The organism is Sporosarcina sp. D27, from assembly GCF_000586555.1.
Lineage (GTDB): Bacteria > Bacillota > Bacilli > Bacillales_A > Planococcaceae > Sporosarcina.
In genome coordinates, this window is sequence record NZ_AZUC01000058.1 from 19875 (window position 1) to 45657 (window position 25783).

The 25783-nt window shown below is 43.8% G+C and carries 23 protein-coding genes; 15 read left to right on the plus strand and 8 right to left on the minus strand.

Annotated features, from left to right (window positions below):
- Window positions 1–463: 463 nt before the first annotated feature.
- The 4 genes from rbsK (at window position 464) to N693_RS0115540 (ending at window position 4870) form a co-directional block, all read left to right on the plus strand.
- Window positions 464–1366: a ribokinase gene (gene rbsK, locus N693_RS0115525; protein ID WP_025785746.1), complete on the plus strand. Its 903-nt coding sequence runs from the start codon at window positions 464–466 to the stop codon at window positions 1364–1366.
- A gap of 23 nt (window positions 1367–1389) precedes the next feature.
- The gene (locus N693_RS0115530; protein WP_025785747.1) at window positions 1390–2589 is read left to right on the plus strand and encodes a M20 family metallopeptidase; all 1200 of its coding nucleotides are present in this window, start codon (window positions 1390–1392) and stop codon (window positions 2587–2589) included.
- On the plus strand, window positions 2586–3506 hold the full coding sequence (locus N693_RS0115535) for a nucleoside hydrolase (protein WP_025785748.1): 921 nt from the start codon (window positions 2586–2588) through the stop codon (window positions 3504–3506). The genes N693_RS0115530 and N693_RS0115535 overlap by 4 nt, the downstream gene beginning before the upstream one ends.
- A gap of 74 nt (window positions 3507–3580) precedes the next feature.
- Window positions 3581–4870 carry a uracil/xanthine transporter gene (locus tag N693_RS0115540; RefSeq protein WP_025785749.1) on the plus strand — a complete coding sequence of 430 codons (1290 nt, stop codon included), beginning with the start codon at window positions 3581–3583 and terminating at the stop codon, window positions 4868–4870.
- 24 nt (window positions 4871–4894) lie between these two features.
- Here N693_RS0115540 and N693_RS0115545 read toward each other — a convergent pair whose 3' ends face one another.
- The gene (locus N693_RS0115545; protein WP_025785750.1) at window positions 4895–5884 is read right to left on the minus strand and encodes a LacI family DNA-binding transcriptional regulator; all 990 of its coding nucleotides are present in this window, start codon (window positions 5882–5884) and stop codon (window positions 4895–4897) included.
- A 176-nt stretch (window positions 5885–6060) separates the two neighbouring features.
- Here N693_RS0115545 and N693_RS0115550 point away from each other — a divergent pair, with 176 nt between their 5' ends.
- From N693_RS0115550 to N693_RS0115580, 7 genes are all read left to right on the plus strand, one after another.
- Entirely contained in the window at window positions 6061–7290 is a 1230-nt protein-coding gene (locus N693_RS0115550) for a NupC/NupG family nucleoside CNT transporter (RefSeq protein WP_025785751.1), read from the plus strand.
- 824 nt (window positions 7291–8114) lie between these two features.
- Window positions 8115–8879 carry a hypothetical protein gene (locus N693_RS0115555; RefSeq protein WP_025785752.1) on the plus strand — a complete coding sequence of 255 codons (765 nt, stop codon included), beginning with the start codon at window positions 8115–8117 and terminating at the stop codon, window positions 8877–8879.
- 114 nt (window positions 8880–8993) lie between these two features.
- Window positions 8994–9383, plus strand: coding sequence for a hypothetical protein (locus N693_RS0115560; RefSeq protein WP_025785753.1), 390 nt, complete (start codon window positions 8994–8996; stop codon window positions 9381–9383).
- Between the two features lie 85 nt (window positions 9384–9468).
- Entirely contained in the window at window positions 9469–10623 is a 1155-nt protein-coding gene (locus tag N693_RS0115565) for a PstS family phosphate ABC transporter substrate-binding protein (RefSeq protein ID WP_025785754.1), read from the plus strand.
- A 92-nt stretch (window positions 10624–10715) separates the two neighbouring features.
- The gene (locus N693_RS0115570) at window positions 10716–11111 is read left to right on the plus strand and encodes a hypothetical protein (protein ID WP_025785755.1); all 396 of its coding nucleotides are present in this window, start codon (window positions 10716–10718) and stop codon (window positions 11109–11111) included.
- A 430-nt stretch (window positions 11112–11541) separates the two neighbouring features.
- Window positions 11542–12804, plus strand: a complete 1263-nt coding sequence (locus N693_RS0115575; RefSeq protein ID WP_037593516.1) for a DUF1116 domain-containing protein — start codon at window positions 11542–11544, stop codon at window positions 12802–12804.
- An 18-nt stretch (window positions 12805–12822) separates the two neighbouring features.
- A complete protein-coding gene (locus N693_RS0115580; protein ID WP_253271211.1) occupies window positions 12823–14118 on the plus strand; it encodes an MFS transporter in 1296 nt (431 codons plus the stop codon).
- 87 nt (window positions 14119–14205) lie between these two features.
- On the opposite strand, the gene N693_RS0115585 is transcribed toward N693_RS0115580, so the two are convergent.
- From N693_RS0115585 to N693_RS0115600, 4 genes are read right to left on the minus strand one after another with little or no spacing between them, the layout of a single operon-like run.
- The gene (locus N693_RS0115585; protein ID WP_025785758.1) at window positions 14206–15837 is read right to left on the minus strand and encodes a M20/M25/M40 family metallo-hydrolase; all 1632 of its coding nucleotides are present in this window, start codon (window positions 15835–15837) and stop codon (window positions 14206–14208) included.
- A gap of 35 nt (window positions 15838–15872) precedes the next feature.
- Window positions 15873–17288 (minus strand): amino acid permease, encoded by a 1416-nt coding sequence (locus tag N693_RS0115590; protein ID WP_025785759.1) that lies wholly within the window; start codon window positions 17286–17288, stop codon window positions 15873–15875.
- A 40-nt stretch (window positions 17289–17328) separates the two neighbouring features.
- On the minus strand, window positions 17329–18090 hold the full coding sequence (locus N693_RS0115595; protein WP_025785760.1) for a dimethylarginine dimethylaminohydrolase family protein: 762 nt from the start codon (window positions 18088–18090) through the stop codon (window positions 17329–17331).
- A 32-nt stretch (window positions 18091–18122) separates the two neighbouring features.
- Window positions 18123–18995, minus strand: a complete 873-nt coding sequence (locus tag N693_RS0115600) for a dimethylarginine dimethylaminohydrolase family protein (protein WP_025785762.1) — start codon at window positions 18993–18995, stop codon at window positions 18123–18125.
- A gap of 143 nt (window positions 18996–19138) precedes the next feature.
- Here N693_RS0115600 and N693_RS0115605 point away from each other — a divergent pair, with 143 nt between their 5' ends.
- Window positions 19139–19876, plus strand: a complete 738-nt coding sequence (locus tag N693_RS0115605) for an IclR family transcriptional regulator (RefSeq protein WP_025785764.1) — start codon at window positions 19139–19141, stop codon at window positions 19874–19876.
- 73 nt (window positions 19877–19949) lie between these two features.
- Here the strand turns inward: N693_RS0115605 and N693_RS0115610 are convergent, their stop codons facing one another.
- On the minus strand, window positions 19950–20786 hold the full coding sequence (locus N693_RS0115610) for a GNAT family N-acetyltransferase (RefSeq protein ID WP_025785765.1): 837 nt from the start codon (window positions 20784–20786) through the stop codon (window positions 19950–19952).
- Between the two features lie 128 nt (window positions 20787–20914).
- Here N693_RS0115610 and N693_RS0115615 point away from each other — a divergent pair, with 128 nt between their 5' ends.
- Both N693_RS0115615 and N693_RS0115620 read left to right on the plus strand, forming a co-directional pair.
- The gene (locus N693_RS0115615) at window positions 20915–21481 is read left to right on the plus strand and encodes a hypothetical protein (protein ID WP_025785766.1); all 567 of its coding nucleotides are present in this window, start codon (window positions 20915–20917) and stop codon (window positions 21479–21481) included.
- A 102-nt stretch (window positions 21482–21583) separates the two neighbouring features.
- A complete protein-coding gene (locus tag N693_RS0115620; protein WP_025785767.1) occupies window positions 21584–22321 on the plus strand; it encodes a sulfite exporter TauE/SafE family protein in 738 nt (245 codons plus the stop codon).
- A 56-nt stretch (window positions 22322–22377) separates the two neighbouring features.
- On the opposite strand, the gene rsgA is transcribed toward N693_RS0115620, so the two are convergent.
- Entirely contained in the window at window positions 22378–23442 is a 1065-nt protein-coding gene (rsgA, locus tag N693_RS0115625; protein ID WP_025785768.1) for a ribosome small subunit-dependent GTPase A, read from the minus strand.
- A gap of 376 nt (window positions 23443–23818) precedes the next feature.
- Here rsgA and N693_RS19730 point away from each other — a divergent pair, with 376 nt between their 5' ends.
- Complete coding sequence (locus tag N693_RS19730; protein WP_025785769.1) at window positions 23819–25246, plus strand: plasmid pRiA4b ORF-3 family protein; 1428 nt, start codon at window positions 23819–23821, stop codon at window positions 25244–25246.
- A gap of 121 nt (window positions 25247–25367) precedes the next feature.
- Here the strand turns inward: N693_RS19730 and N693_RS20820 are convergent, their stop codons facing one another.
- Window positions 25368–25625: an aminotransferase class V-fold PLP-dependent enzyme gene (locus tag N693_RS20820; RefSeq protein ID WP_172643605.1), complete on the minus strand. Its 258-nt coding sequence runs from the start codon at window positions 25623–25625 to the stop codon at window positions 25368–25370.
- Between the last annotated feature and the right edge of the window lie 158 nt (window positions 25626–25783).

Consider the following 25783-nt stretch of genomic DNA (forward strand, 5'->3'; position numbering starts at 1 on the left):
TAACCGTGTTGAATGGTGTCTCGTTATCGAGAAACTTCGCTAAGTGTCGGAGAAATGCCCGTGAGTGAAGGAGAAATCTCTCGCAGTGAAGGACAATCGTCGAGATGTGTCGGACAAAGCTGGAGTTGCTTCTCCCAGAGAGCTAGCCCATCCCTCAATAAGCGAAGCGCTACCAATAAATCCCTTAACCGTGTTGAATGGTATCTCATTATCGAGAAACTTCGCTAAATGTCGGAGAAATGCCCGTGAGTGAACGAGAAATCTATCGCATTGACGGACAACCGCCGAGATGTGTCGGAGAACTCTCAAATGTCTCAATTTAATTGATTACTCAAAAAATCTACAAACTAGTTATGGAAAACCATTGCCCCAACCAAGCTCACTATGCTATTCTATAAATGTGTAATCGGTTACACATGGAAATGAAATTCCTGTCTACTACTACTTGAAAACAGGTGATGAATTGAAGAAACGTATTGTCGTTGTCGGCAGTTTAAATATGGATATTATTATTTCAACAGATCGTTTGCCAAAAATTGGAGAAACAATTTTAGGAAGTGAAGTCAACTACCTTCCTGGTGGTAAAGGCGCCAATCAAGCCGTCAGCATCGCCCGTCTTGGTGGCGATGTCACTATGATTGGAGCAGTTGGCCAAGACGAATTCGGGAAAAGCTTACTTGAACAAATGGACCAAAATCAAGTGAATACCGCGTTCATCGAACAAGTCAAGGACGTCAAAACAGGTATCGCAGATATTTTTCACGTCAATCATGATAACTGTATCGTCGTTGTTCCTGGCGCGAATTTCACACTGACTCCCGATAAAATCACATCAGAAATGGAGCAACTAATCGCTCAATCGGATGTGTTGTTAACACAACTCGAAATTCCACTTGAAACAGTTCAGAAAGTCTTAGAAATCGCAAACAAAAATAACGTCAAAACGATCCTGAACCCAGCTCCTGCGCAAACACTACCTGCAGAATTGCTGAAACTCGTCGATTATTTGACACCCAATGAAACCGAATTTGCTCTACTTGCTGAGCACACGTTCACAACAAATGACGAACTCGCGAACCTTATGAAAGAATGGGAAGCCGCGTATAACCAAACGCTGATCGTCACACTCGGCAAGCAGGGAAGTGCGTATTTAAAAGAAGGCAAACTAGTCATTACTCCCGCTGAAAAAGTGGCAGTCGTCGACACGACAGGCGCCGGTGATTCGTTTAACGGAGCGCTTGCAGTCGGCATGGCAGAAGAAAAGTCACTTCCTGAAATGATTGCATTCGCAACGAAAGTCGCTGCACGTGCCGTGACAAAATTCGGCGCACAAGACGGTATGCCGTACGCCGCTGACTTGGATTAATTCACACAAAAGGAGACGATACGATGGAAACGATTTCTGTCCAATGGATCGAAGAACGCCTCGATGGGTATCTCCGAGACACATATAAACATCTACACATGAACCCAGAATTGAGTAAGGAAGAAACGAATACTCAAAGCTTCATTCAACAAGAATTGGATCGCATCGGGATCACACACAGAGCGATGGCAAAAACAGGCGTCTGCGCGGAAATTTCGGGCGCGAACCCTGGAAAGACGATTCTAATGCGGTGCGACATCGACGCGTTACCAATCGAAGAAGACACAGGACTCGACTATAGCTCGAAAAACAAAGGTGTCATGCATGCGTGCGGTCACGATGCCCACACAACAATCGGTCTTGCCATTTTAACAATCCTGAAAGAGCGCAAAGACGAGTGGAACGGGACGGTTAAAATCATGTTCCAACCTACGGAAGAAGCGCAACCGGGTGGAGCGCAACCGATGATCGATGAGGGGATCCTCGAGAATCCGAAAGTTGACGCGGCCATTTGTCTTCACACGAATCCATTCCTTGCACCGGGCGTCTTTGAGATGAAACCTGGATACATGCTTGCGAACACGGATCGCGTGTACATTACGCTGATCGGTAAAGGTGGTCACGCTGCAGCACCACAACAAGGAATTGACGCAATTGCGATGGCAGGTCAATTTGTAACAGGTGTGCAAAATATCGTGTCGCGCCAAACGTCTCCGCTGGACAATGGGGTCATCACGTTCGGAACAATCAATGGAGGAACGACTTCGAACGTACTATGCGGTCGTGTAGAAATCTCGGGAACGGTTCGTACTATTAAAACCGAAACTCAAGATAAAATCGCCTCTCAACTTGAAGTGTTGCTCCGTTCTATTACGGAATTTTGGGGTGGATCGTACGAGTACAACTACAGTAAAGGATATCCAGCAAGCTGGAATGACCCTGAACTGACGGATGTATTGACGAAATCGGTCACTAATACATTCGGAGAACAGTCTGTCGTTGTCAATGAACACCCATATATGAGTGGTGACGATTTCTCGGTTGTAGCAAGTGAAGTACCGTCCGTCTTCATGTATTGGGGTACGGGTTCATCCGAAAAAGAGAATTTCCCTTGGCATAACGCAAAGTATCATGTGAATTTAGATGCGTTGAAGTATGGCGTAGCGACAGGCTTACACTGCATTACAGAATTACTAGAATGTGAAAAGGTGGGACAAGCATGAAAAAAGTAATCATTGACGTAGATACTGGAATTGACGACGCAATCGGGATTTTGCTCGCAGAAAAGAGTGGAATGGCTGACATCCTCGGTATTACGACGGTGAACGGCAATACCTCTCTTGAACAAGCGACTATTAACACACGTAAAGTGACGACACTCCTTGGTCGCGATGACTTGAAAGTGGTCCAAGGTGCAAATCGTCCACTTATGCGCGAACCATTTTTCGAAGTGAGTGTTCACGGGAACGACGGAATCGGTGGCGCGTTAAAAGAGATGGAAGTGGAAATCCGCGATGAAGGCTTTGCACCGGATTTCATCATCGAACAAGCCAAGAAATATCCAGGTGAAATCACTGTGATTTTGTTGGCACCACTCACAAACATGGCCCTTGCACTTCGTAAAGAGCCACGTCTAAAAGAATGGTTAAAAGAGCTTGTCATCATGGGCGGAGCTGTAGACCATCCGGGAAATATCACAGCAACTGCTGAGTACAACATGTACATCGATCCGGAAGCTGCGAAAATTGTGTTCCATTCAGGAATTCCCATTACATTGGTTGGACTCGATGTGACGGCGAATACATTGCTCACGAAAAAAGACGTCGAAGCGATCCAACCAGGACCAGCGCGTGATTTTGTTGAGGAGTCGACGGTTCATTACATGAATCACTACCTTCAGAGAAATGGTAAAGAAGCGTGCTCGATGCATGACCCGTTAGCGGTTGGTGTTGCGCTTGATCGGTCGCTTGTGAAAACTAAGAAATACTTCGTGGATGTTGAAACGAAGAGTGAACTATGTGATGGACAAACGGTTTGCGACTTCAAAAATTATTACAAGAAGGAACCGAATGTGGACGTTTGTTTAGAAGTGGATGAAGCACGATTCATCCAAACGCTTGTCGATACATTGAGTAAGTAACCGTTTATTGGAGTCTGACATTGGCCTGTCAGACTTTTTTTATTCGATTTTTCATAAAGAAAGCAGGAGGTCCTATGTCGCGTTTATCTACACCCGCTTTTTCAGTTGCCGGCGTGCAATGGCTGTTTTTCATGGTCGTCAATACAGTGGTCGTCCCGCTTTCAATCGGTACCGCATTTGGTCTGACAGAAGCGGAAACAGCTGGACTAATTCGAACCTCATTCGTCACGATAGGTGTTATGAGTCTATTACAGGGGCTGATTGGTCATCGTTATCCACTACTCGAAGGTCATGGTGGAATTTGGTGGGGACTTGTCTTAAGTTTGTGTGCGTCTGCCCCTGCAATGGGTTTAAGCTACTCAGAACTTGGTGGAAGTTTGGCAGTTGGGATGCTACTTGCAGGCGTAGTGACGATCGTTCTTGGAGCAATTGGATTTATAGAAATCTTACAGAAAATATTTAATCCCGTAGTCCTGGTAATTTACTTGTTCCTGCTTGCTGTTCAGCTCATCCTGTACTTTTTTAAAGGAATGATGGGAATTGGAGAGGATGGGGCTATCAATTTGCCTGTCGCGCTTCTGTCTGTTGTAATCGTCATTGTGGTACTAGTCATGTCGCTGAAAGGGAAGGGAAGCATCGCCAATTTTTCTATACTTTTCGGAATGCTAGGAGGATGGATTTCTTACGTGCTGCTCTTTGGGAGTGAATCTCCACCGACTAGTGGCGGTATGATTTTTCAACTGCTACCACTCGGAGGATTGAAACTGCATGTCGGTATTGTCGTAACTGCCTTCATCGCAGGGCTCATTAACATGGCAAACTCCCTTGTCGCGATTTCGACAGTGGAGGAACTGTATGACAACAAAACGTCAACTAGTCGTTACAAAGCATCTTATTATGTGACAGGTGCCGGTACGATTGTCGCTGGTTTGTTTGGATTAATACCACTAGGTCCTTATTCGTCCTCCATCGGGTTTCTGCAAAGTACAAAAATCCTTCAAAGAGGACCATTCATTTTAGGAAGCATCTTATTCGTTATTCTGGGTCTTGTGCCGGCGCTTGGCGGCTTTTTCTCAACACTTCCTGCACCAATAGGGGACGCGGTATTATTTGTTGCGTATCTACAGCTATTCAGCACGGCAATCAGAAATATCCGTAAGCTCCAGATCGAAACAGTCTCGCTATTTCGTCTAACGATTCCGATGTTAGTTGGCCTTAGTCTTTTAAATGCACCGCCTGAAACGTTCAGTTCGTTTCCTGTCATGCTGCAACCGCTGATCAGTAACGGCTTGCTAGTCGGTGTACTGCTGTCCGTCATCATGGAATTCATAGCCCGCAACAAGCAAAAGGAGCTCCCGGTTTAATGGGGAGCTCCTTTTGCTTGGCAGTTAGTTCATCGTCGATTGTTTGGCGCGGAGTGTAACGGGAAAGACTTGATCGGTCATGATGTCGTTTTCTTTTCTGATCAACCCAATCAAGGCATCCATGGCGGTTTTGCCTAGTTCGAAAATAGGTTGTGCAATTGTTGAAAGCTCTGGATTCAACATCTCCAGGCCGATTCCGTCAAATCCAATCACTTTCACGTCTTGAGGTACCTTATGATTAGTTTCCTGCAACGCTTTCAGCGCCCCAGCAGCCATTAAATCATTACTGGCAAATACCCCATCTAAATCGGGATGCAGCGCAAGTAGGTCCATCATGGCAGTGTAGCCGCCTTTTACCGTGAAATCGCTATAGCCGATTAAACTTGGCATAAACCAATTCGTCCCTCTACAAGCACGCTCAAAGCCAGCGGTCCGATCACGTGAAGAAGTGATTGATAATGGACCACAAATGTGGGCTATTTTTGAGCATCCTTGTTCCAATAAATGCTGGACTGCCAGTTCGCCACCTTGTCGATTTTCAACGGTGAGCGAGACGATGGAATCACTGGAGAATACGTTATCCATGAGGACTACAGGGATGGATTGTTTCTGCAAACCTGTTAAGTGTTCGGGCTTAATCGTATAGGAAGAAATGATGATCCCATCAACTTGCTTCTGGATGAGGGTATCGATGTACTTTTGTTCTTTCGCAGAATCGTTATCCGTATTGCATAACATGACGGTGTAACCATATTCGTTTGCAGCATCTTCAATTGAACGGGCAAGCTCCGGGAAAAAAGGATTTAGAATATCAGGAACCATCAATCCAATCGTAGCGGTTTTCATGCCTGCAAGACTTCTCGCGATATTATTCGGACGGTAGTTAAGCTTTTCAATAACTTCAGCGATAGTCTCTGCTGCTTCCTTGCTGACATAGCCATTCTTGTTTAAATAGCGAGAAACGGTTGCTACAGAAACACCTGCTAACTTGCTGACATCTTTAATTGTGGCCATCTGATTCTCTCCTATTATGTGAACGTTTACATAAATATACCAATAATTGCGAGTCAGTTCAAGATGCTTTAAATAGTATGTCACAATTTGTTATTGACGCTCCTAATGAACCTGTGGTAAATTATATGAAACCGATTACACATCATAAAACAATCCATTTACAAGAGGAGAACCTAATGAACATCCTAACTGGCTTACTCGGATGCCTCGTCATCCTATTCGTCGCTTTTTTGCTCTCAGACAACAAACGCAAAATCAATTACCGCGTCGTCGGAATTGGTGTTGCCATGCAAATCTTCTTTGGTTATATCGTTCTGAAATCTTCCGGAGGACGGGCAGTTATTGAAAAGTTTTCTGCCGGTATCCAAAATGTCATCCATTATGGAAATGAAGGACTCGCTTTCGTTTTCGGAAGTCTTGCGGATTCATCAGCTCCTACAGGTTTCATCTTCGGGATCCGGGTTGCAGCGATGGCGATTTTCGTCACTGCGCTGATTTCTCTTTTGTACCATTTTGGCATCATGCAATTCTTCGTCCGAATTGTCGGTGGAGGATTGGCGAAAATTCTAGGAACAAGTAAGCCGGAATCACTTACTGCAGCCTCTAATATCTTCTTGGGACTTCAAGAAGCTCCGGTTATTATTAAGCCGTACATTAAAACACTAACACGTTCAGAATTGTTCGCAGTTATGGTTGGTGGACTAGCTTCGGTTGCGGGAGGAACGATGCTTGCATACGCAGCACTCGGAATCCCGATTAACTACTTACTATCCGCAAGTTTCATGGCAGCTCCAGCAGGACTCGTGTTCGCGAAAATTTTAATCCCTGAAACGGAAGTTCCTAAGAACGTAGTTGACGACGAGCCGAAAGAATTGATTGGCGAAGGCGGAGTGAAGCCGGGCGCAATCGACGCAGTCACTAAAGGTGCAGCTGAAGGTTTGAAAATGGCGGGACTTATTATCGCTATGCTCATCGCGTTCATCTCACTTCTTGCGATGGCTAACGGAATTCTTGGAGGCATCGGTGGCTGGTTCGGATATCCGAACATTTCACTTCAGCAAATCTTCGGTTACATCTTCTCACCACTTGCGTTCGCAATGGGTGTTCCTTGGTCAGAAGCGTTGACTGCAGGTAACTTGCTAGGTCAAAAAGTAATCTTGAACGAGATGGTTGCGTTCACATCATTCCAACCAATGATTGAAGCGTTGTCGGATAAAACCGTCGCAATCCTTACATTCTCCCTATGTGGATTCGCTAACATCGGTTCTCTCGGGATTCTAATTGCAAGCATGACAGCATTTGCTGAAAACCAACGTGCAGTTGTTGCGAAACTCGGCTTCAAAGCAGTTATCGCAGGAACTCTAGCGAACCTTATGAGTGGTACAATCGCTGGTATGTTTATGTAAATGAATTATAAAAAAGCACTCGCAGCCGCGAGTGCTTTTTTTGTGTTGAATTGTGTCCCATTATCGAGAAACTCCGCTAAGTGTCGGAGAAATGTCCGCGGGTGACCGAGAAACCTAGCTGAGTGAAGGAGAAGCCTTGCGTACCGTCGGACACTGATCAAGATGTGTCGGACAATGCTGGAGCCGCTTCTTTCAGCGAGATAGCCCTCCCTAAACAAGCGAAGCGCACCCAATTAGTCCCTTAAAGCAGTTGAATTGTGTCCCGTTATCGAGAAACTCCGCTAAGTGTCGGAGAAATGTCCGCGGGTGACCGAGAAACCTACTTGAGTGAAGGAGAAGACTCGTGTAGCGTCGGACAATGATCAAGATGTGTCGGACAACGCTGGAGTCGCTTCTTTCAGTGAGATAGCCCTCCCAAAACAAGCGAAGCGCACCCAATTATCCCTTAAAGTAATTGAATTGTGTCCCGTTATCGAGAAACTCCGCTAAGTGTCGGAGAAATGTCCGCGGGTGACCGAGAAACCTACCTGAGTGAAGGAGAAGACTCGTGTAGCGTCGGACAATCATCAAGATGTGTCGGACAACGCTGGTGCCTCTTCACCCAGTAAAATATCCAGAACCACAGATAAATAAATTATCAACCTATTGACACTCGGAACTAATAGTGTAATAATACACTAAATGAATCATTTTAAGTGTCGGAGGCATACAAGTAATGCAATCGAACCGTTAACCGACAAAATGATTCAGTTTAAGGCTATGAGACCTGAGTAAAGATAGAATACGCTCGGAAGCAATAGAAATGAACAGGAGGAGTGAAACTTATGAAACGTTGGATAATCGCATTGATGGGCAGTTACTGGGTTGCAATCGGACTAAATTTCATGACATCGAGAAAATATTTGGAAATGGAATTGACACTTATGCAAGCTGTTCCCTCGCTACTGTTTGTCGCTATACTTCTACTAGTTGCTAGCCGCTCACGATTATCCAATAAGGCGTTAACATGGATTTTCTGTATCGGCGTTATTGCCACCGTTATGTATTTGGGGAGCAATTATTTCTACCCGATTTTCATGGAGTCATCTATATTGACTGCGTTGTTTCAAGTCCAAATTCCGTTGTACTATCTATTCGTGACGCCAGTGGATGGATTGAACTTCTTCCTGCATGTAAGGCCGGATTTATTCCCGATAGTGCCAATCGTCATTTATAGTCTGGTGTTCATCCTCATAAAATTCAAAAAAACAACGGGCGATATCTATGATGTCGATAACAAGCTCTTTATGAAATTGGTTCTATTTTCCATATTATTTGTTTTCCTTGGTTTCACGATTGTTTATGGCTACATGTTCTTATACTTAAGTAGTCTAGCTCAATTTATCCCCATCCTGATAGCAGTAGTGGTGTTTATCTACAGTGGACTTGTGTTGTATCACTTCCATCTATTAAATACGAAGCGTCGTGTGCGCATATTCGTGATGTTTCTAATCTGCGTCTCAATCGCAGTGTCGATCTGGCCGATTCAAGTAGCCTACTCAGAACAAGAAGTCCACGTTAACTCACAATCAGATATTGGTCAACATTGACTGAATTTTACTCAACGATAGATAGGCACTCTCACTTATAGCAGTGGATTGTTCAGTTGATATTCAGTGAATTGGAGACTAACTGAACGAAGTGAAAATAGAGGAAGAGTGTTCATGAAAACTAAATTAGCAGTAGCAGTCATGATAATTTTAGCAACATATTTAGGTGTTTATGGTCAGAAATATGCTTATTACTTAAATGATCATTTCTTCGATATAGGCCCTCTCATTTATTTAACGGTTCAAACAGTCATCAGTATCGCGTTGTATATCCTGTCATGGATGGTAGCTTATCAAAATGGTTATGGAGCGGGAACGGATTTCTGGTTGGATTTCTCTACTTTTCTCAGTTCTAGTCGTAATGGGAGGAGCCGTTTCGCTATGGTCCATCCTCGTAACAACATTGTGGTGGGGGTAAAAAAGACGTTGAGAAATATGGAATTTGTCTTGATATTCTTGATGCTTCCAATCATTATTTTTGCTGCGTCTATTTCCGGTTTCTAATCCATTTATAGATAGTTAGTCATGCGCCTGTAACTTAAGTAGTGTAACAAACAATATATTGTTCAATTGATAGGAGAGGTTTTCAGTGGCAGCTTTAATATCAGCTTTGCTACTCGTTGTACTCGTAATTCTAACTTTAATTGCCTTCATCATTGCGATGTTGAATGGAACGGCTTATCCCATACCTTTAATTATTGTATTCCCGACAGTTTTATATTTGGCTGTCTCCTTATCCTTATTCAGATTCTTCAATACGCGAAAGAGGATCTTCACCTTCATCGGCATTGCTAGTATTGCACTGGTGATTTCCGGGTACGTGCCACTTCGGGAAGCATACACTGAAAGCATTCCGACGGTGAACGAAGAAGTAAATCAAACGTTTTACCAGCCATTTAGAGAGGATTCTAAACTTGCTCAACTTGAAACACCTGCATCGTTGAAACTTCAGGAGAAGTTGCCGAAACTGGATGGCGAGACTTGGCTATATCCCATGTATGCAGCTTTTGTCGAAGCTGTTTATCCTGAAGGGGACTATCCTTCGTATATGAAAGATGGTCTCGTAATGGGGGATGGTGGAGGCTATGCGTTTACGCATTTGATCGAGGGGAAGGCGGATATGATTTTTACTACTGCACCTATGAAGTGGCATTATAAAAAAGCGAAAGAAGCAGGGCTTGAACTGACAGTGACGCCTATTGGCAAAGAAGCGTTCGTATTTTTTGTGAATGAGAAAAACCCGGTGCAGAACATGACAACTCAGCAAATCCGAGAAATCTATGCAGGGACTACCGAAAACTGGGATGAAGTAGGTGGAAAGGATATGCCCATCATCGCATATCAGCGGAAAACCAGCAGTAGGGGTCAGAAGGCGTTAGAACAATTTATGGAAGGCGCGTCTCTGATGAAGCCCGTGACAGAGGATGGGTTTGAAGATGGGTACGGCAACGTTCAGCAGCTTGCTGAGTACCGAAATTATGAAAATGCAATTGGATTTTCACATCGATTCACAACGTTAGAATTAGTGGGAAAGCATAAAATAAAGCTGCTGAATATAGATGGTGTGGCCCCGACAAACGACTCGATCCGCTCAGGTGAATATCCGCTAGTACGTGAGTTTTATGTCGTTACAGCTGGTACGGACAATCCAAATGTACAGCAATTCATAGACTGGATTGTATCAGAAGAAGGACAACAGTTAATAGAAAAATCCGGCTATGTTCCGCTACGAAATGGGAACTAAGGAACATAACTCGACAGCCTGCACAATGTCAATGTGCCTTTCGAACATCTTGAAAAACGATTATAAACTTGTCAAAAAGGAGTTGCTATTCGATGAAAAAGTCAACTCTCATACTCTCCCTTCTATTATTTGCAAGCATCGTCACTATATTGTATTTGGCCGTCGACAGATACAATTATCGTTCTTACTCACCCAACCTGGAGGATCAAGTGATTTTAGGAGAAATGACCATGATGGTACTTGGTAACAAACAATATCAGGACATAGCATCCAAGGAAACTGTCTACGCTATCAAACAGGGAGTGAATCGTTTTAATGTAGGGGACCCGGCTTCCATGGCTAACTACGAAGTGAATGTGGTAACCAATAAGCAAACCTATATATTTACATGTGAAGATCGAGCATGTACGGATGTTTCAAATGGCGGTTGGACATATTCCAGATACTTAGAGAATGGTCCGGTATTGCCGTTAGACTTAGATGAATGAATCGTGCATCATGGTGGGAAACGAAATTAGTATCTTGCTACGGCTGGACAAATAACAAGTGCTTTTACAATCGTCTCGTTACATACCGAACATTCAGCGATAACAGACCGTCTTTCCTCTAGTAAGGAGAATGACGGTCTATTTCTATTTTATAAGATTTCTCCCCTTATCAGGCTAAAATGAAATTTTAAAATTTTTAATCTTTTTGCAATGTCTTGCCACTTTTTTAAAGGGTTTGGCAATTGTCAGCATGCTATATTTGCCTTGGAAGGAGAAACCAATTCTCCACCAAAATTGGGATGCGCACCCCTGTGAAAAGTTCTTTCTGCGAGTAGGATTTGCTGGTTCATATGAATAATGAGGTTGCAAGCAAGCTATGTAGAGTACGGATCATATTGCAGGTGAAACCTGCGGTAAAGGAGTGATTTCAATGGATGAAACAATCGAACAAAGAAATCAGCTGGTTGTGGACAAAATTAGAGAAGGCGCACCTTTTCTAATTGATGTTGTACCCGCCAAAGAAAAAATAAAAGAGTTTAATGGTAGAAAACTATTGTTGCATGCAGGACCACCGATTGAATTTCAAGACATGACGGGTCCTATGCAAGGTGCCTGCATTGGAGCTTCTCTGTTCGAAGGCTGGGCAGAAACGGAAGCGGGAGCATTAGCGATTCTCCAAAATGGGGAAGTCGAGTTCATGCCTTGCCATCACGTGAATGCAGTCGGACCGATGGGGGGAATCACCTCAGGCAACATGCCGGTATTTGTTGTAGAAAATCGGTCAGAAGGCAATGAAGCCTACTGTACGATGAATGAAGGAATTGGAAATGTCCTGCGATTCGGAGCGTATTCAAAAGAGGTCATTGATCGCCTGGAGTGGATGCGGGATGTGTTGGGTCCAACGTTAGCAAAAGCGCTGCGTTCTATAGAAGGTGGCATGAACCTGAACGTATTGATCGCTAAAGCCATTACGATGGGTGACGAATTCCATATGCGGAATATGGCATCCACCCTTGTGTTCCTGAAGGAGATCAGTCCATATCTGATGGCTGTCCCAATGGATAAGGGCGATCGGAAAGATGTCATTCAATTCATCGCGGATGCTGAGCAGTTTTTCTTGAATATCGTAATGGCTTCTGGAAAATCAGTGCTCGATGGTGCCCGTAAAATCGAAGAAGGAACTATTGTTACGGCAATGTGCCGGAATGGAAAAGAGTTCGGCGTTCGAATTAGTGGTATGGGAGACCAATGGTTCACAGCGCCTGTTAATGTTCCTCAAGGGTTGTATTTCACTGGCTACAGTCAAGAAGATGCAAATGGTGATATTGGAGATAGCGCAATTATGGAAGCGTATGGACTTGGGGGCATGGCAATGGTAGCGTCACCAGGACTGGCACGCTTTGTCGGAGCTGGGGGCTATAAAGAAGCACGAGAAATCAGTGACGAAATGAGTCAAATCGTTACGAGTCATAACGCAAACTTCCCGATTCCGACATGGGACTTCCAAGGAACTTGTCTTGGTGTAGACGCAAGAAAGATTGTTGAAACTGGAATCGAACCTTTGATAAACACAGGTATTGCGCACAAAGAAGCGGGTCTTCCTCAAATTGGTGCAGGTCAGGCTCGTGCGCCACTCGCATGTTTTGAAAAAGCAATCGAAGCATATGCAGAAAAACTGAATGTCCATAGCTAAAAGAGGAGGTAGGTTAAAATGGCACAGCACTCTATGCGTGAACAGGATGGTGTCGGTCTCAAACGTGAACCGCTCATTCCGTATTGGGTTAAACTAGTCACCGTTTTCTTTCTTGGATGGGTTGCACTCTATGCGACACGAACTGTATTAAACCCAGTGATGGGGGATATGCAAAGTGAATTCGGCTTAACACAAGCACAACTTGGATTGATTGTCAGCGTGAACTTTATCGGTAACGTAGCGTTGCAAGTTCCTTCTGGGATAATGGGGGATAAAATCGGGAGAAAACGTGTACTCGTACCAGGCTTCTTAATCGGCGGAGTGTTCGCGGCTGTAGCTGGAGGAATGCCAACGTTCTTCCTATTCATGGCTGCATGGTTCATTGTTGGAGCCGGTCAAGGTACGTACTATGGACCACAGTACGGAATTTCTTCAGCAGCTATTCCTGCAAAACGAATTACACTCGGAAGTGCAATTATTAATAGTGGGATGGCGTTCGGTACGTCCATCGGGTACTACCTCTCCAGTTATTCTGTAAGTGAATTCGGTTTGAACTGGCGTGTTCCATTCTTTATCATAGCGGGGTTATCCGTTGCTGTTGCCATCTTGATGTATGTCGTAGTTAAACGAGATCCTAGTAGGAAAGAACGACAAGCGGCAGCAGCTGCTTCTGAAAACCCAGATGACACGGGCGAGAAGCTAAAATTAAGTGTACTGTTCAAAAACAAAAACTTGCTCGTTTCCTACATTATCATTTTCGCTTCAATCTATGGATTCTTCATGTTACTCACGTGGCTCCCTTATTACTTGGAAGCCGACAGAGGAATTGTTGGTGGGAAAGTAGCGTTTGTATCGTCCATTGTTCCATGGGCAGCGATCCCAGGTTCCCTTCTCCTCAGTATGTGGAGTGACAAAATCGGAAAACGTAAACCTGTTCTGCAACTCATGCTACCAATCGCATTTCTATCAGTTGCCTCCATTGTGTTCTTTGAAAGTATGACAATGGTGTACATCGCACTGATTCTTTACGGTATTTTCGGTAAGATCAGCACGAATCCGATATTAGTGGCAGTCGTAGCGGACAATGCACCGAAGCAAGCGTACAGTACTGCATTCAGTGTTTATAATTTCTTAGGGATGTCAGCCTCCATTTTGGCACCTTATATCACAGGTTTTCTTGCAGACAAAACAGGTAGTCTCGCGTCTGGATTCTATCTTGCCGCGATTCTACTAGTCGTCGGATTCATCGCCAGCTTCTTCTTAGATGAAAGCAACCGTCCGAACGTGGCGGATGAAGAGACGGCAAAAGCTTAATCTAAAAAACCTGTCTACGCCTTCAATTAAGGAGTAGACAGGGTTTCTACTATGTTGTCATTTATATTCAAAAAGTTATCCGCTAAATTATGACGGCACGGGTTCCGTTACTTCTACTTCTGAACACAGACTTTTCACCAAAATTTCCAGCATCACTGGCAAGCGCACAAACGCACTCTCAATATGAAGTCGTTCCGTACGTTGGTGGGCATCTTTGCCGAACGGTCCTACATTTAATACAGGTGCATCCAACTCCGTCATCGCTTCAAATGGAATACTATAGGTCTTGCCCCATACAGGCGTGTTGTGCTCGTAAGCAGTCCAACCTGTTGCATTCCCTGTATAGTGGACATAGCTTAAATCGCAAATACCATTGAAGTAATGGACTTGATCGACATTCGTCCCTAACGCCGTTGCCGTTTTTTTCATAAGATCAATGGACTTGATCACCAGTGGATCTTCTGACGTGTTCACAGCTGGGTAATAGGGAGGTGCAAACAATAGGACAGTTGCAGGCGTTAGCTCCTGACATTCAATGAGAAGCGCGTCTGTAATTTTGAAGCACTTATCCCGATCATCCAGCTCCTGATCCAGAATCGCTTTTTCGATCATCAACTCTACAGCCTCTGAACCTAGCTTCGATTGCGCATACTCCAGCAATTCCTCATAACGCATCACGCGTACTTCACCAACTGGTTCCGTTCCTTCACGTTCGCAAATCCTTTTATAGGAATCATTACAAGCACTCATCGCTTGGTGAGCAACGTCTGAAAAAAGGTCCATGATTTCTGCAGCGTCGCGATCCATTAGAAATACGTTAAATAATGACGCTGCACGACATGGTGTTTGCGTCGAATACGAAGTCTTCAAATCTTTAAGTTGAAGTGAGACAGGAACAGGGGTTGTTTCTCCATAATTCGTCTCTTTAAACAACGGATTGAATTCCATCTCCTGAGCTAAAAATGAGGAGATATACGTGGCTGTTAATCCTTTCAAAGGCTCACCCACATGCGTTTCTTTCCCATAAAACAACGCAGCGGGCATGATTTTGCCGATAGTCCCAGAATAGATATACTCTTTAGGATCTCCCGGTTCTTGTGAAAAGGTCGGCTCACTGTTTAAGAACAGCTTATAGGAAAGACCATACTCATCGCGCATTCGGACGAGTTCTTCGACAGCTGTGCGCATCCCTGCTGAATTCACTTCTTCATCAGGAACCGTCAGCAATACTAGATTAATTGGCCATTGTTCAAGAGTTGCCTTTTCAATGAGCGCCATGTGAAGGGCTAGACCCATCTTCATGTCCATCGTGCCGCGCCCAAATAAGTAGTCCCCCGACAATAAATCCTTCCGCGCATCTTCAGGAAGTTCATCCGCGAGTTGATGCAGCGTAGCAGTCAACTCTTCAGGTTGGAAAGCAAGGGGCTCCAATGTGCCATATTCTTCCGTCCAGACAGTATCGAAATGACTGATCAGGACAATGGTATCTGTTGCAGCAGGATTTTTGTAAAGTGCGAGCACGGAATTTCTTCCGAGTCCTGCGTCATGGAGCTTAAGGTGTTCCGGATGGTGCGTGAAATAAGCTAATGTCTTTAGTTTGTCAGCGACACGTAATGGAAATGTGCATTCACCATCTGTAGTTGTGCGACTTTCCCAGCTGACGAGTTCGTTTAGTAAACTTCTCAGTGAAGCGGGTGTATCCCATTGTGAAATGCTCATTCTATAGCCTCCTGAATTGAGATGTCAGTAATTCGTTAGTTATTCACTTTTGCTGGTTCGGCCGTTAATGTGCCATCCGCAAGGTGCTTTTTCTCGAGTCTAAATTTATAAAAAATCATGCAAGCAACAAAGAAGCCTATGCCGTATACCAAACCAATACGCTGCGAGGGATCAAACGCAAGGAAGACAAGGATAATCAGACAGAACGAAATACAAGTAAGTGGAACAAAGGGATAGAACTTCACTCGATATTGAAGATCTTCCAGTTTTCCTCCGTGTTTCAGGTAGCGTCTTCTGAATAATAATTGGGAAGTTGCGATGCCCATCCACGAAATCGTGACAGCAATCGCAGCGATGGACATTAGCAGGACAAACACTGCATCCGCTTCCATAACACTTGTTAGAAGGGAAAGTAGTGAAAATGCCATCGTGAAAATCAAGGCATTCAATGGTACTCGGCGTTTAGTCAAACGGCCGAAGAGTCCAGGAGCCATACCGTCGTTCGCCATGGACCATAGTAAACGGGTCGATGCATATAAACAGGAATTCCCGACAGATAAAATCGCTGTCAAAATGACGAAGTTCATAATCCCAGCAGCATATGGTACTCCGGCAAGTTCCATCAATGTGACGAATGGACTTTGCATCAACCCGAGTTCAGCAGAAGGGAAGATTGCAGATAAGACAACAATCGATGCGATATAGAATACGACGATTCTGAACAAAATCGTCCGAATCGCTTTCGGAATATTCTTCTCAGGGTTTTCAGTTTCACCAGCAGCAATCCCTACTAATTCAGAACCTTGGTAGGAGAATATGACATTCATCATCGTAATGAAGACAATCGCAATCCCTGCAGGGAATAGTCCCGAAGGTGCTAAATTCGTTAAGTGTGGCGTTGGTACGCCATCCAAAGGAATCCATCCGATAATCGCTGCTCCGCCGATTACGATAAAGGCCAAGACAGCAACGACTTTGATGCTCGCAAACCAAAATTCTGCCTCCGCAAAGCCTTTTGTTGTAAGTGCATTTAGTGAGAACAGTAAAACCATGAACACAGCACACCAAATCCATATTGGCGTATGTGGGAACCAGTGTTGCATCAAGATTCCAGCGGCTGTAAATTCAACACCGGCTGTTGCGGCAGACCCGACAAAGTACATCCAGCCGAGTGAAAACCCGGCAGATGGACTGATGTATCGGGAAGCGTATTTTTGGAAGGATCCTGTTACTGGCATGTAAACTGCGAGTTCTCCAAGACAGGTCATGACCATGTACAAAATCAGACCACCAATCAGATAGCCGACAAGTGCGCCTCCAGGTCCAGCTTGGTTGATCGTATAACCGACGTTTAGAAATAATCCTGTTCCGATCACGCCGCCCAGCGACAGCATCATCAAGTGGCGGCTTTTCATTGAACGATTTAATTGAGGTTCTTCCAGGTTTTTCATTGACTATCCTTCCTCTCGATCGGATCTCGTGTAGCGTTCTTTAGAAGCGAAGCGATAGGCAGCTTAGACCACCGTCATGTTTTTGAACTTCAGACATGTCTAATTCAATCGTTTGATAGCCAGCTTCGGTGAACTTGCGATTTGTTTCCGGGAAGCCGCTTGGAAGGATCACGTAATCGTTCATGCGGATACAGTTTGCTGAGTATTCGTCTTCTTTTCCAATGACGATTTTTTCATACGAGTCAAATGCAGGATGATCCACGAACTCTCCAGCGACAACTAACTGGTTGTTTCCTAAGTAAGCGATTCCTGTCTTCAAATGGAAAAACTCTTTCAAAGGAATAATTGTCGCTTTGAATCCTTCTGACTCCAAGATTTCCTTGAGCTGTTTAGCACCTTCTTCGTTCGTGCGCTCAGAGATTCCAATGTAAAAATGATCTTCTGCCTGTAAGACATCCCCGCCATCAAGCGTTCCAGGAGATTGTATAAAATAAAACTTCTTGTAGAACTTTTTAGTGACAGCTTCGATTTCAACGGTTTCCGCATTTCGAGATTCCGCCCCAGGGTTTGTGATAACTGCAAAATCCGTAGTCAATACAGCAGCATCTTCAACAAATGTCGAGTCCGGAAATTCTTCACTTTCCTCGAGTTTCGTTACAGCAACTCCACATTTTTCGAGTGCTTCCACATATGCTTCATGCTGTTTAAGCAAGAGTTCATAATCCGGCTTTCCTAAATCTGAAGTAGTTAGACCTTCCAAATAACTTTTTCCTGGTTTCTTAACGATTACATTTGTGAACATTGCATTCTCTCCTTATCAATTACGATTATTTTTTATCCTCGAACGACTGGGCATGTCAAACAAGTAGGACCGCCAGTACCTAGAAGACTAATTTCTTGTCCTTTATAAACGTGTACAGTTGCACCAGCATCTTTCAATTGTTGAATAGTGGAAGCGTTCTCATTCGTCAGCACACAAACACGAGGAGCGATTGCCAACACATTACAGCCTAACGTGTCATATTCTTTTTTGGGTACTTCAATTAGCTGGAATCCTTTTTGTAGTAACAGCTGACGGAGGAAAACGGGCATTAAAGGTGAATGCACGACAGCTAGATCATTGTCCACCACACTCAGGAATGACATCAGATGCAGACATTCTTCCTCGCCTTGGTCATGTGGGAGCTGTACTACGATGAATTCATCCACTAAATCAGCTGTCATTTCTTTCAGCTGACGAATAGCTTCATCATTTGTCCGGTAGCCTCGACCTACGAGTAAAGTTCGGTCATCAAGCCATACGATATCCCCAGCGTCCGAAACAGCGTCTCCAACAAGTTCTCCAATAATAGGAATTCCTCTTTCAGTTAGAAACTCTTTAAATACATTAGCTTCGGGTTGACGCAGTTTTTTACCGGATTTTAAGATGAGTGCGCCAGCTGGAGTGAACTTCACTGGATCATGAGCATAAATTGAATCCAAACCAACAGTGTCACTTGAAGGAAGGTAGTCGATTTGAGTGCCTTGCTGTTCTAATATGTTCACTAATTCTGAAAACTCATTGAGTGCTTCATCGAAGTTCGGTTCTCGTAGATAGTTGAACGTTTTCCAGTTTTTCGATAGATGATCTTGAGACTTAAATGCATCTCTTGGATGTTTCATAATCACGTGCTTTAGTGGACTGTACATCGAACTGTTGTATCTCATCATTATGCCTCCTGTTTTCCGTCTGGTGGAAAGTGTTTCCGCTGAAAGGAAACCTTATCTGTTAATATATTCTGAGTATGTTATAATGTCAATGTATTTAGAAAATAAAATTGAATTTCAACTCACAACTAGGAAGTGAACTTATGCAGACAATCAATCGAGTCATGCAGCTTGCCAAAATTTTAGCATCTGAAAATACTTCTACTGGCATCTCTATTTCAGAACTAGCTAAGGAATGTGACTTAGCATTGAGTACCCTTCATCGCATCTTGAAGTCGATGGTGAAACAAGGCCTCGCTGAACAAGTTGCTGATACGAAACTCTATAAATTGGGACCGGTATGGATGGAATATGGTCTCCGCGCTTACGATACGATGGATTATGTATCGTCCATTCGTCCAGAATTAGATCGACTAAGTAGGGAAGTAGAAGAGAGTATTTATTTGAGTAAATGTACGGGGTTAGAGGCGATTATTATCGAGAGAATTGATAATGAGAACAACCAAATCCGAATGTATGACAAGCTTGGTCTGCGGATTCCTATGAATATAGGGGCGGCTAATAAAACCATGCTGGCGTGTATGCCGACTTCAGAATCCGAGAAAATTATTCAGCAACTTGTGCCGGAGTACGAACAGGACGCTTTCAAGAAAATGTTGCAGGAGATTAGGAAGCAGGGCTATGCAATCAGTCACGGTGAGCGAACTGAAGGCACTTCTTCAATCGGAGTGGCAGTGTGTAATATTACAGGAGAAGTTGTAGGTGCTATTAGTATTGGGTGTGTGACGTTTAATCTTACGGAAGATAGGTTGCAGATGATGATTGAGGCAATTTTAGCTACGAAGGAACGGGTGGCTGAGAAGATCGGGCGGAGCAACTAACGAAATCGATCCCACAAAAAAGCAGAGAGGAAGTTGTTGAATTTCCTCTCTGCTTTTTCGTTTACACTTCTAACTATTTAGTTACTAAGGCAAGGGGAACGTCATAATAATCCTGTCGCTCTTGCTGCACAAATCCGATACGTTCATACAATTTCAAAGCGTTTTCATTCTGTGTTTCTACGTCTAACTTTATAATGTTTCCAGTAGGCAGTTCCTGTTTAACAATTGATTGCAGCGCCTTACCTCCATAGCCTTTACCTCTACATTCAGATATCACTGCGAAGCCGGATATATAGGATTCGTTCAGATTACGCATGACCCGGATCTTGCCAATTGGAGTTTCATCGACCTCGATGATATACCTACTTTCTCTTTCGCGGGACAATCTTTCGTTATAGTAGGATTCGGCGTCTTCTAATGAAAAGAAAAAGGCATCTGCATCCAATGCAGTTTCAAACGCTTTGTCTTCTGGTGTAGCTTCTCTCAGCACGATATCTTCTGATTTCGAAAGTTCTTTCTGATGCCAATGCATATGGAACTCTGAAAACGAATAGTCGCACGGCTGGTCTGACATCCATCCTTTGGCGGATTCTGAGGTTCCTGGTGCATTAAATAATACCTTCTTGAATCCATTGTCTTCAATCGCTTGTTGTGCCTCGTGCCAAAGTTTTGTAAAGTATCCATTCATGCGTTCTTGCGGTTTCACCATGCCGCATACTTCGACTGTGGAACCGAATCCGTATAGCGCTAAATAAGCAATCAGTTCATCATCATTCCACATAAAGAAATCTAGTGAATCACCTTTTCTTTCCCGAAGCATTTCCCAATTCAATTTCAATTCAATCGTTTCGTACTGTTCGCATTGCTGTTGTAACTGTTCGATCCCTTTGAGTTGTTTTGTTGTTAACATTTCGTACCTCCAATGATTAGTAAGTTAAACCGTTTAAGTTTTTCACTTTCAATGTTCTATCAAAAGTTGAGTTTTGTTGCTATGCTATATGGATTCAAAAGCATTTTATAATGAAAGAAGGAATAACCATGAAAAAAGATATGCGCTATATTTGTTACCCGTTTATGCGAGAATCCGCGTCTACGGTAGACTTTGAAATTCGAACAGACTCGCTGACCACAAGGATCGGAGAAGCGTTATCCCTGACGGAAGAGGTAGAGAAAGTTCACACGGATCTTCGCTGGTTACAACCACTTGCATACCATTTGAATGGGTCTGTCAGAGGGAAACTGGCTATCTTCCCTGATGACTTACAACGTCTAAGTGACATCTATGATGAGTATGTCGAAGAACTTGGTGAATTGATAGAACAATTTGTGCTCCCGCAAGGAACCCATGCGGCTACTGTCCTTCACGTATGTCGAAGTGAAGCCAAGAAATCCGTACGAGCACTTCACAAAGTATCGTTAGAGCGCGAAGTTCCAGAAATTCTATTCGATTTTGCCCAACTGATGGCAAACGTGCTATTCGTGATGGCGGTCTATACGAACAAAGCACAAGGTTGCGATGAAATCCCGTTTGTCAGTAAATCGTATCCCGAATGGAAGAAGAAAAAGAAACAAGCTGACACGGTAAAATCTTCTTATGAATCTTGAGTTATGAATTATAAGAAAGGCTTATGTTATTCCATCTAAACTATCGAATTACCTTATCTGTTGCAGAGGGGTATACTACAACAGACAGGGAGGTGAGTGAGTATGGATTACATATTGCTCTTTTTCACGGGTCTTATTGCAATGATGCTTGGAACACTTGCTGGCGGAGGCGGGCTTATTACGATGCCAGCGATGCTGTTAATGGGAATTCCGATCCATTCTGTAATCGGGGCAAATAAGATCTCCACAACTTTCAGTTCCTTTACTACATTCCTTACCGTTCTATTAAAGAAGCAGATAACTCTCCGTGAGTCGTGGTGGATTCTTCCAATATCACTTACAGCTGGCACGTTAGGCGGACTCACCGCGACCCATATTGCAGAAGCTACTCTTTACAAACTCGCAATTGTGTTGCTGATTGGGGCCTTTTTCACATCTTTTCTCTCTAAAGCGGACTTTGCAGGAGAAGCCACTCTGCAACCATCGAAAACAGGAGTGGCAGGACTTATCGGAATCGGACTATATGACGGGCTGTTCGGTCCGGGACAAGGAACACTGCTCCTTTATTTGTTCAATCAGTTGCGAATTTCTTACATGCGATCGATTGGATTTGTGAGACTCGCTTCATTTTCAAGCGGGTTAGGGGCTGCCATCAGTTTTATCGCAATGGGGAAAATCATTTGGCCATTCGCAATAGCGCTTGTACTGGGTTCTCTGTCCGGTGCTCAAATCGGTGTACGAATTGCAGAGAAGTTGAACCCAAAGTACGTTAAAATTTTGTTGCGCGTAGTAATTATTGGATTGATCATCCAACTAATCGTGAAAGCCATTTTAAAATGAAGAAACGCGAAAGCGGCCAACTCTATTGCCGCTTTCGTTTTTTATTGTCCAGAAAATCATTTTCGTAGGGATTTTGTAACTGCCTTCCAACGTTTTCTTTCAGCAATTTGTGCTTGGGCATCTGTTTTTCGATCCAAGTAGGCAATTTCTCGTTGCAATTTGAGGTAGCTCGCGAAACGGTCTTCTGCTAGAGAGCCTTCACCTAACGCTTGTTGAATGGCGCATCCTGGCTCGGTTTTATGGCTACAATCATTGAACTTGCATGACTCTGAAAGTGCTTCAATATCTGAAAAACTACCTTCGACACTTTCACTATCGTTCCATAACTGGAATTCCCGCATTCCAGGCGTATCAATTAGTACACCTCCAGCAGGTAACGCAATGAGTTCGCGGTGTGTCGTTGTATGGCGACCTTTCGCATCGTCTTCGCGGATTGTTTGCACCGTCATCGTCGCGTCGCCACAAATTGCGTTGACTAGGGAGGATTTTCCGACACCTGAAGAGCCTAACAGCGCCGCGGTTTTACCGTCTTTAAGCAGAGAGATGACCTGATCGATTCCGTCGCCAGTTTTACTACTGACAGCGAGTACTTCCGTACCGAATGCAACGCTGCGTGCTTGGTCGATAAAATCTTGTGGTTCATCACACAGATCGGCTTTTGTTAACACGATTACTGGTGTAGCACCCGAGTCATAGGCCGCAACCAAGTACCGTTCCAGTCTTCGAATATTGAAATCATCGTTCATGGAAGTGACAAGAAAGACAATATCGACGTTGACTGCAATCAGTTGCTCAGTCATGGTGTCCCCCGCAGTTTTCCTGGAAAAAACAGAAGTTCTCGGGAGAATTGAATGGATGATTCCGCGCTCTTCACCAGGCATTTGCTCAATCGCGACCCAGTCTCCGACAGCGGGGTAATCCCGCCGGCCGATTGCATGATGAAGTAGAGATCCGGAACAAACGGAGAGCCACTCACCTTGTTCAGTAACGACCCGGTACATATGCTTGTGTTCTAAAGTCACTCGTCCAATCGTGCAGTCGTTTGCTTTAAAGTCTTGCTGTTGTTCATTCCAATGTGATTGGTGAAGTTCGTTCCAACCATAATTTTGTAGTGTGTTCAAGTGAATTCCTCCTAAATATGGGCATATAAAAAAGCATGGGGTCCGTGGATCGGACTCCATGCTTTCACGCGCATACCAGAAGAAACATGCCTATACTTAAGGCATGGCAGGTGAAAGTATGGGTCCGATCCAATTTGCAATTGTCAAGTTGAAGTTTGCCATTGTCATCACCTACTTTCTGAAAGTTATATTTATCATAAAGGAGAAACGTTTTGAAGTCAACGAATTTTTTGAATAAGGAGTCGCGATATGTATGACTAACTGGGAATTTTTAACGAATTTCATTTCTCGACACCTACAACCGCAATGCGTCAGCGAACTATGATACACTTAATCTCACTAGCAAACTAATAACAGCATTAGATGAGGTGACTCTATGAAGTCTTATATAGTAAACATAACAATGGTTGACGTTGTACCAGTAGTAAGGCGAAGAGTGATTATGCCTGCAGGGGCGACGTTTAATCGTCTCCATGAAATCATCCAACAAATGACGAATTTTGAAAGTTACTTTACGGATCAACCGTATCACTTTTTTGAAGTTAGAGTGGATGGCCTGTGCATCACTGATAATCCTGTTCAACGAGAGGAACTTAAAGACTCTAAGATCCTTACTCCAAAACTGCCGACTCGAGTCAAAATCGATAAATACTTAGAAGAACACAAGCAACTAATGTATACGTATGACTTGGGCGATTACTGGCGCTTTTCGATTCAGCTAGAAGAAATCGTAGAAGATTATCACTTCGGTTTCCCGACGCTGTTAGATGGAGAAGGAACAGCACCACCGGAAGACGTCGGTGGTCCTCCAGGATATACATCGTTCTTAGCGATCATGGAAGATCCGACACATCCTGAACACGATCATATGAAGCAATGGGTATCCAATGCGAGATATGAACCGTACGATAAAAATAGGATTAATCAATCGTTAAAAATCGTTAAATATAAAAAGACGGAATGGGATTCTATTAACCATCAAAATTACGCGATTATTAGTGATCCGTACCGCGACACAGAACTTTCGGAGGAGCAAGTAGCTGCGAAACCTGAAAAATCACTTCCGAAGAAATCTGCAAAACATGAACTAACTTCAGAGCAGCAAGAAGAAGTGGAACTGTACATCAAAGCGATGACCCGGTTATATGGCATGGTGCAGTTTGAGCAAGTCATCACGTTGTACAATCAACAAAATGACCATAAGATCACTGTTGGAAACGTGCAAGAACTCCTTACTTCAGATGAATTGGATTCGCGCTTACAAAAAGAAGATATTCTCTATAAAGATACAGTTTTCCTAGGACCGAAACTTGCCGGAATCGTCCCTGAACAATTTGTAAGGGAAACGATTGAGAAACCGTATTATCAGCCGGCAAAAGAACAGTTGTTGCGCTATGCAGATCCTAGTTATTTCGATCAGACGCCGGAATTGCTCCATCTTGAGAAACTATTCCTGAAGGAGAACATTCCACAAATCCAGATTGACCGGATGCTTCATACGTTCATGGTCGGATTGTCTATGTGGCATGCGAACTTCATGGAAGTTATCGGTAGACTAATGGCGCAAGCAGGACCATTAGCGGAAGAACAGGTGAAAAAAATCGTCCCTGTTGCCATCAATGTCTCCAATGCAGTTCGTCTCATTGAAAACAGAGGACATACCCCTCAAGAGATGTTTGAATTGGAGCGATCAGAAGTAAAGCCGTTGACGGAACAGTCTGCTGTGCATGAAGTGAAGGTCGGGCGCAATGACCCATGCCCGTGTGGTAGCGGTAAGAAGTATAAGAAATGCTGTGGTAGATAAGCATTCATAAAATGCCCGTGTCTCTGTTATAAAAACAGGCACGGGCATTTACTCGTCCGCTTATTGATGGACATGGGTATTCAATTGTTTACGAATCAGCTCCAAAACATTGAAAAACCTGTCAAGTTCCCTGTCTGTACTTCGATACCTTCGTGGTTCTGCAATCCGACTTCGAAGAAATATTGGTCTCTATCCAATTATGTTTAAATATACCAACCGACCAAGGATTCACTTTTGCATGGTTATCCGTTTCTGTAATGATGATATGATCGCCCTCATGCAAGTTTCTGCCTAAGTGATAAGCAAACAAATGGAAGAAGTTTGTCACGTTTTGACTGAATGCGATTTCTGTATGATTTTCCGCACAGATTAAATCCACATCGAGTTGACAAGCATCGACAATCTTTTAATGCATCTGTGCGGTAAGTGCAAAATCGTCTTTTTTGTGCCTTGCGATGAATGTAATAGTACGAAACGCGGTCAATGACGAAATGTGACACTTGGGCGCCTGCTGAATTGTCCAACATACTAAGGGAG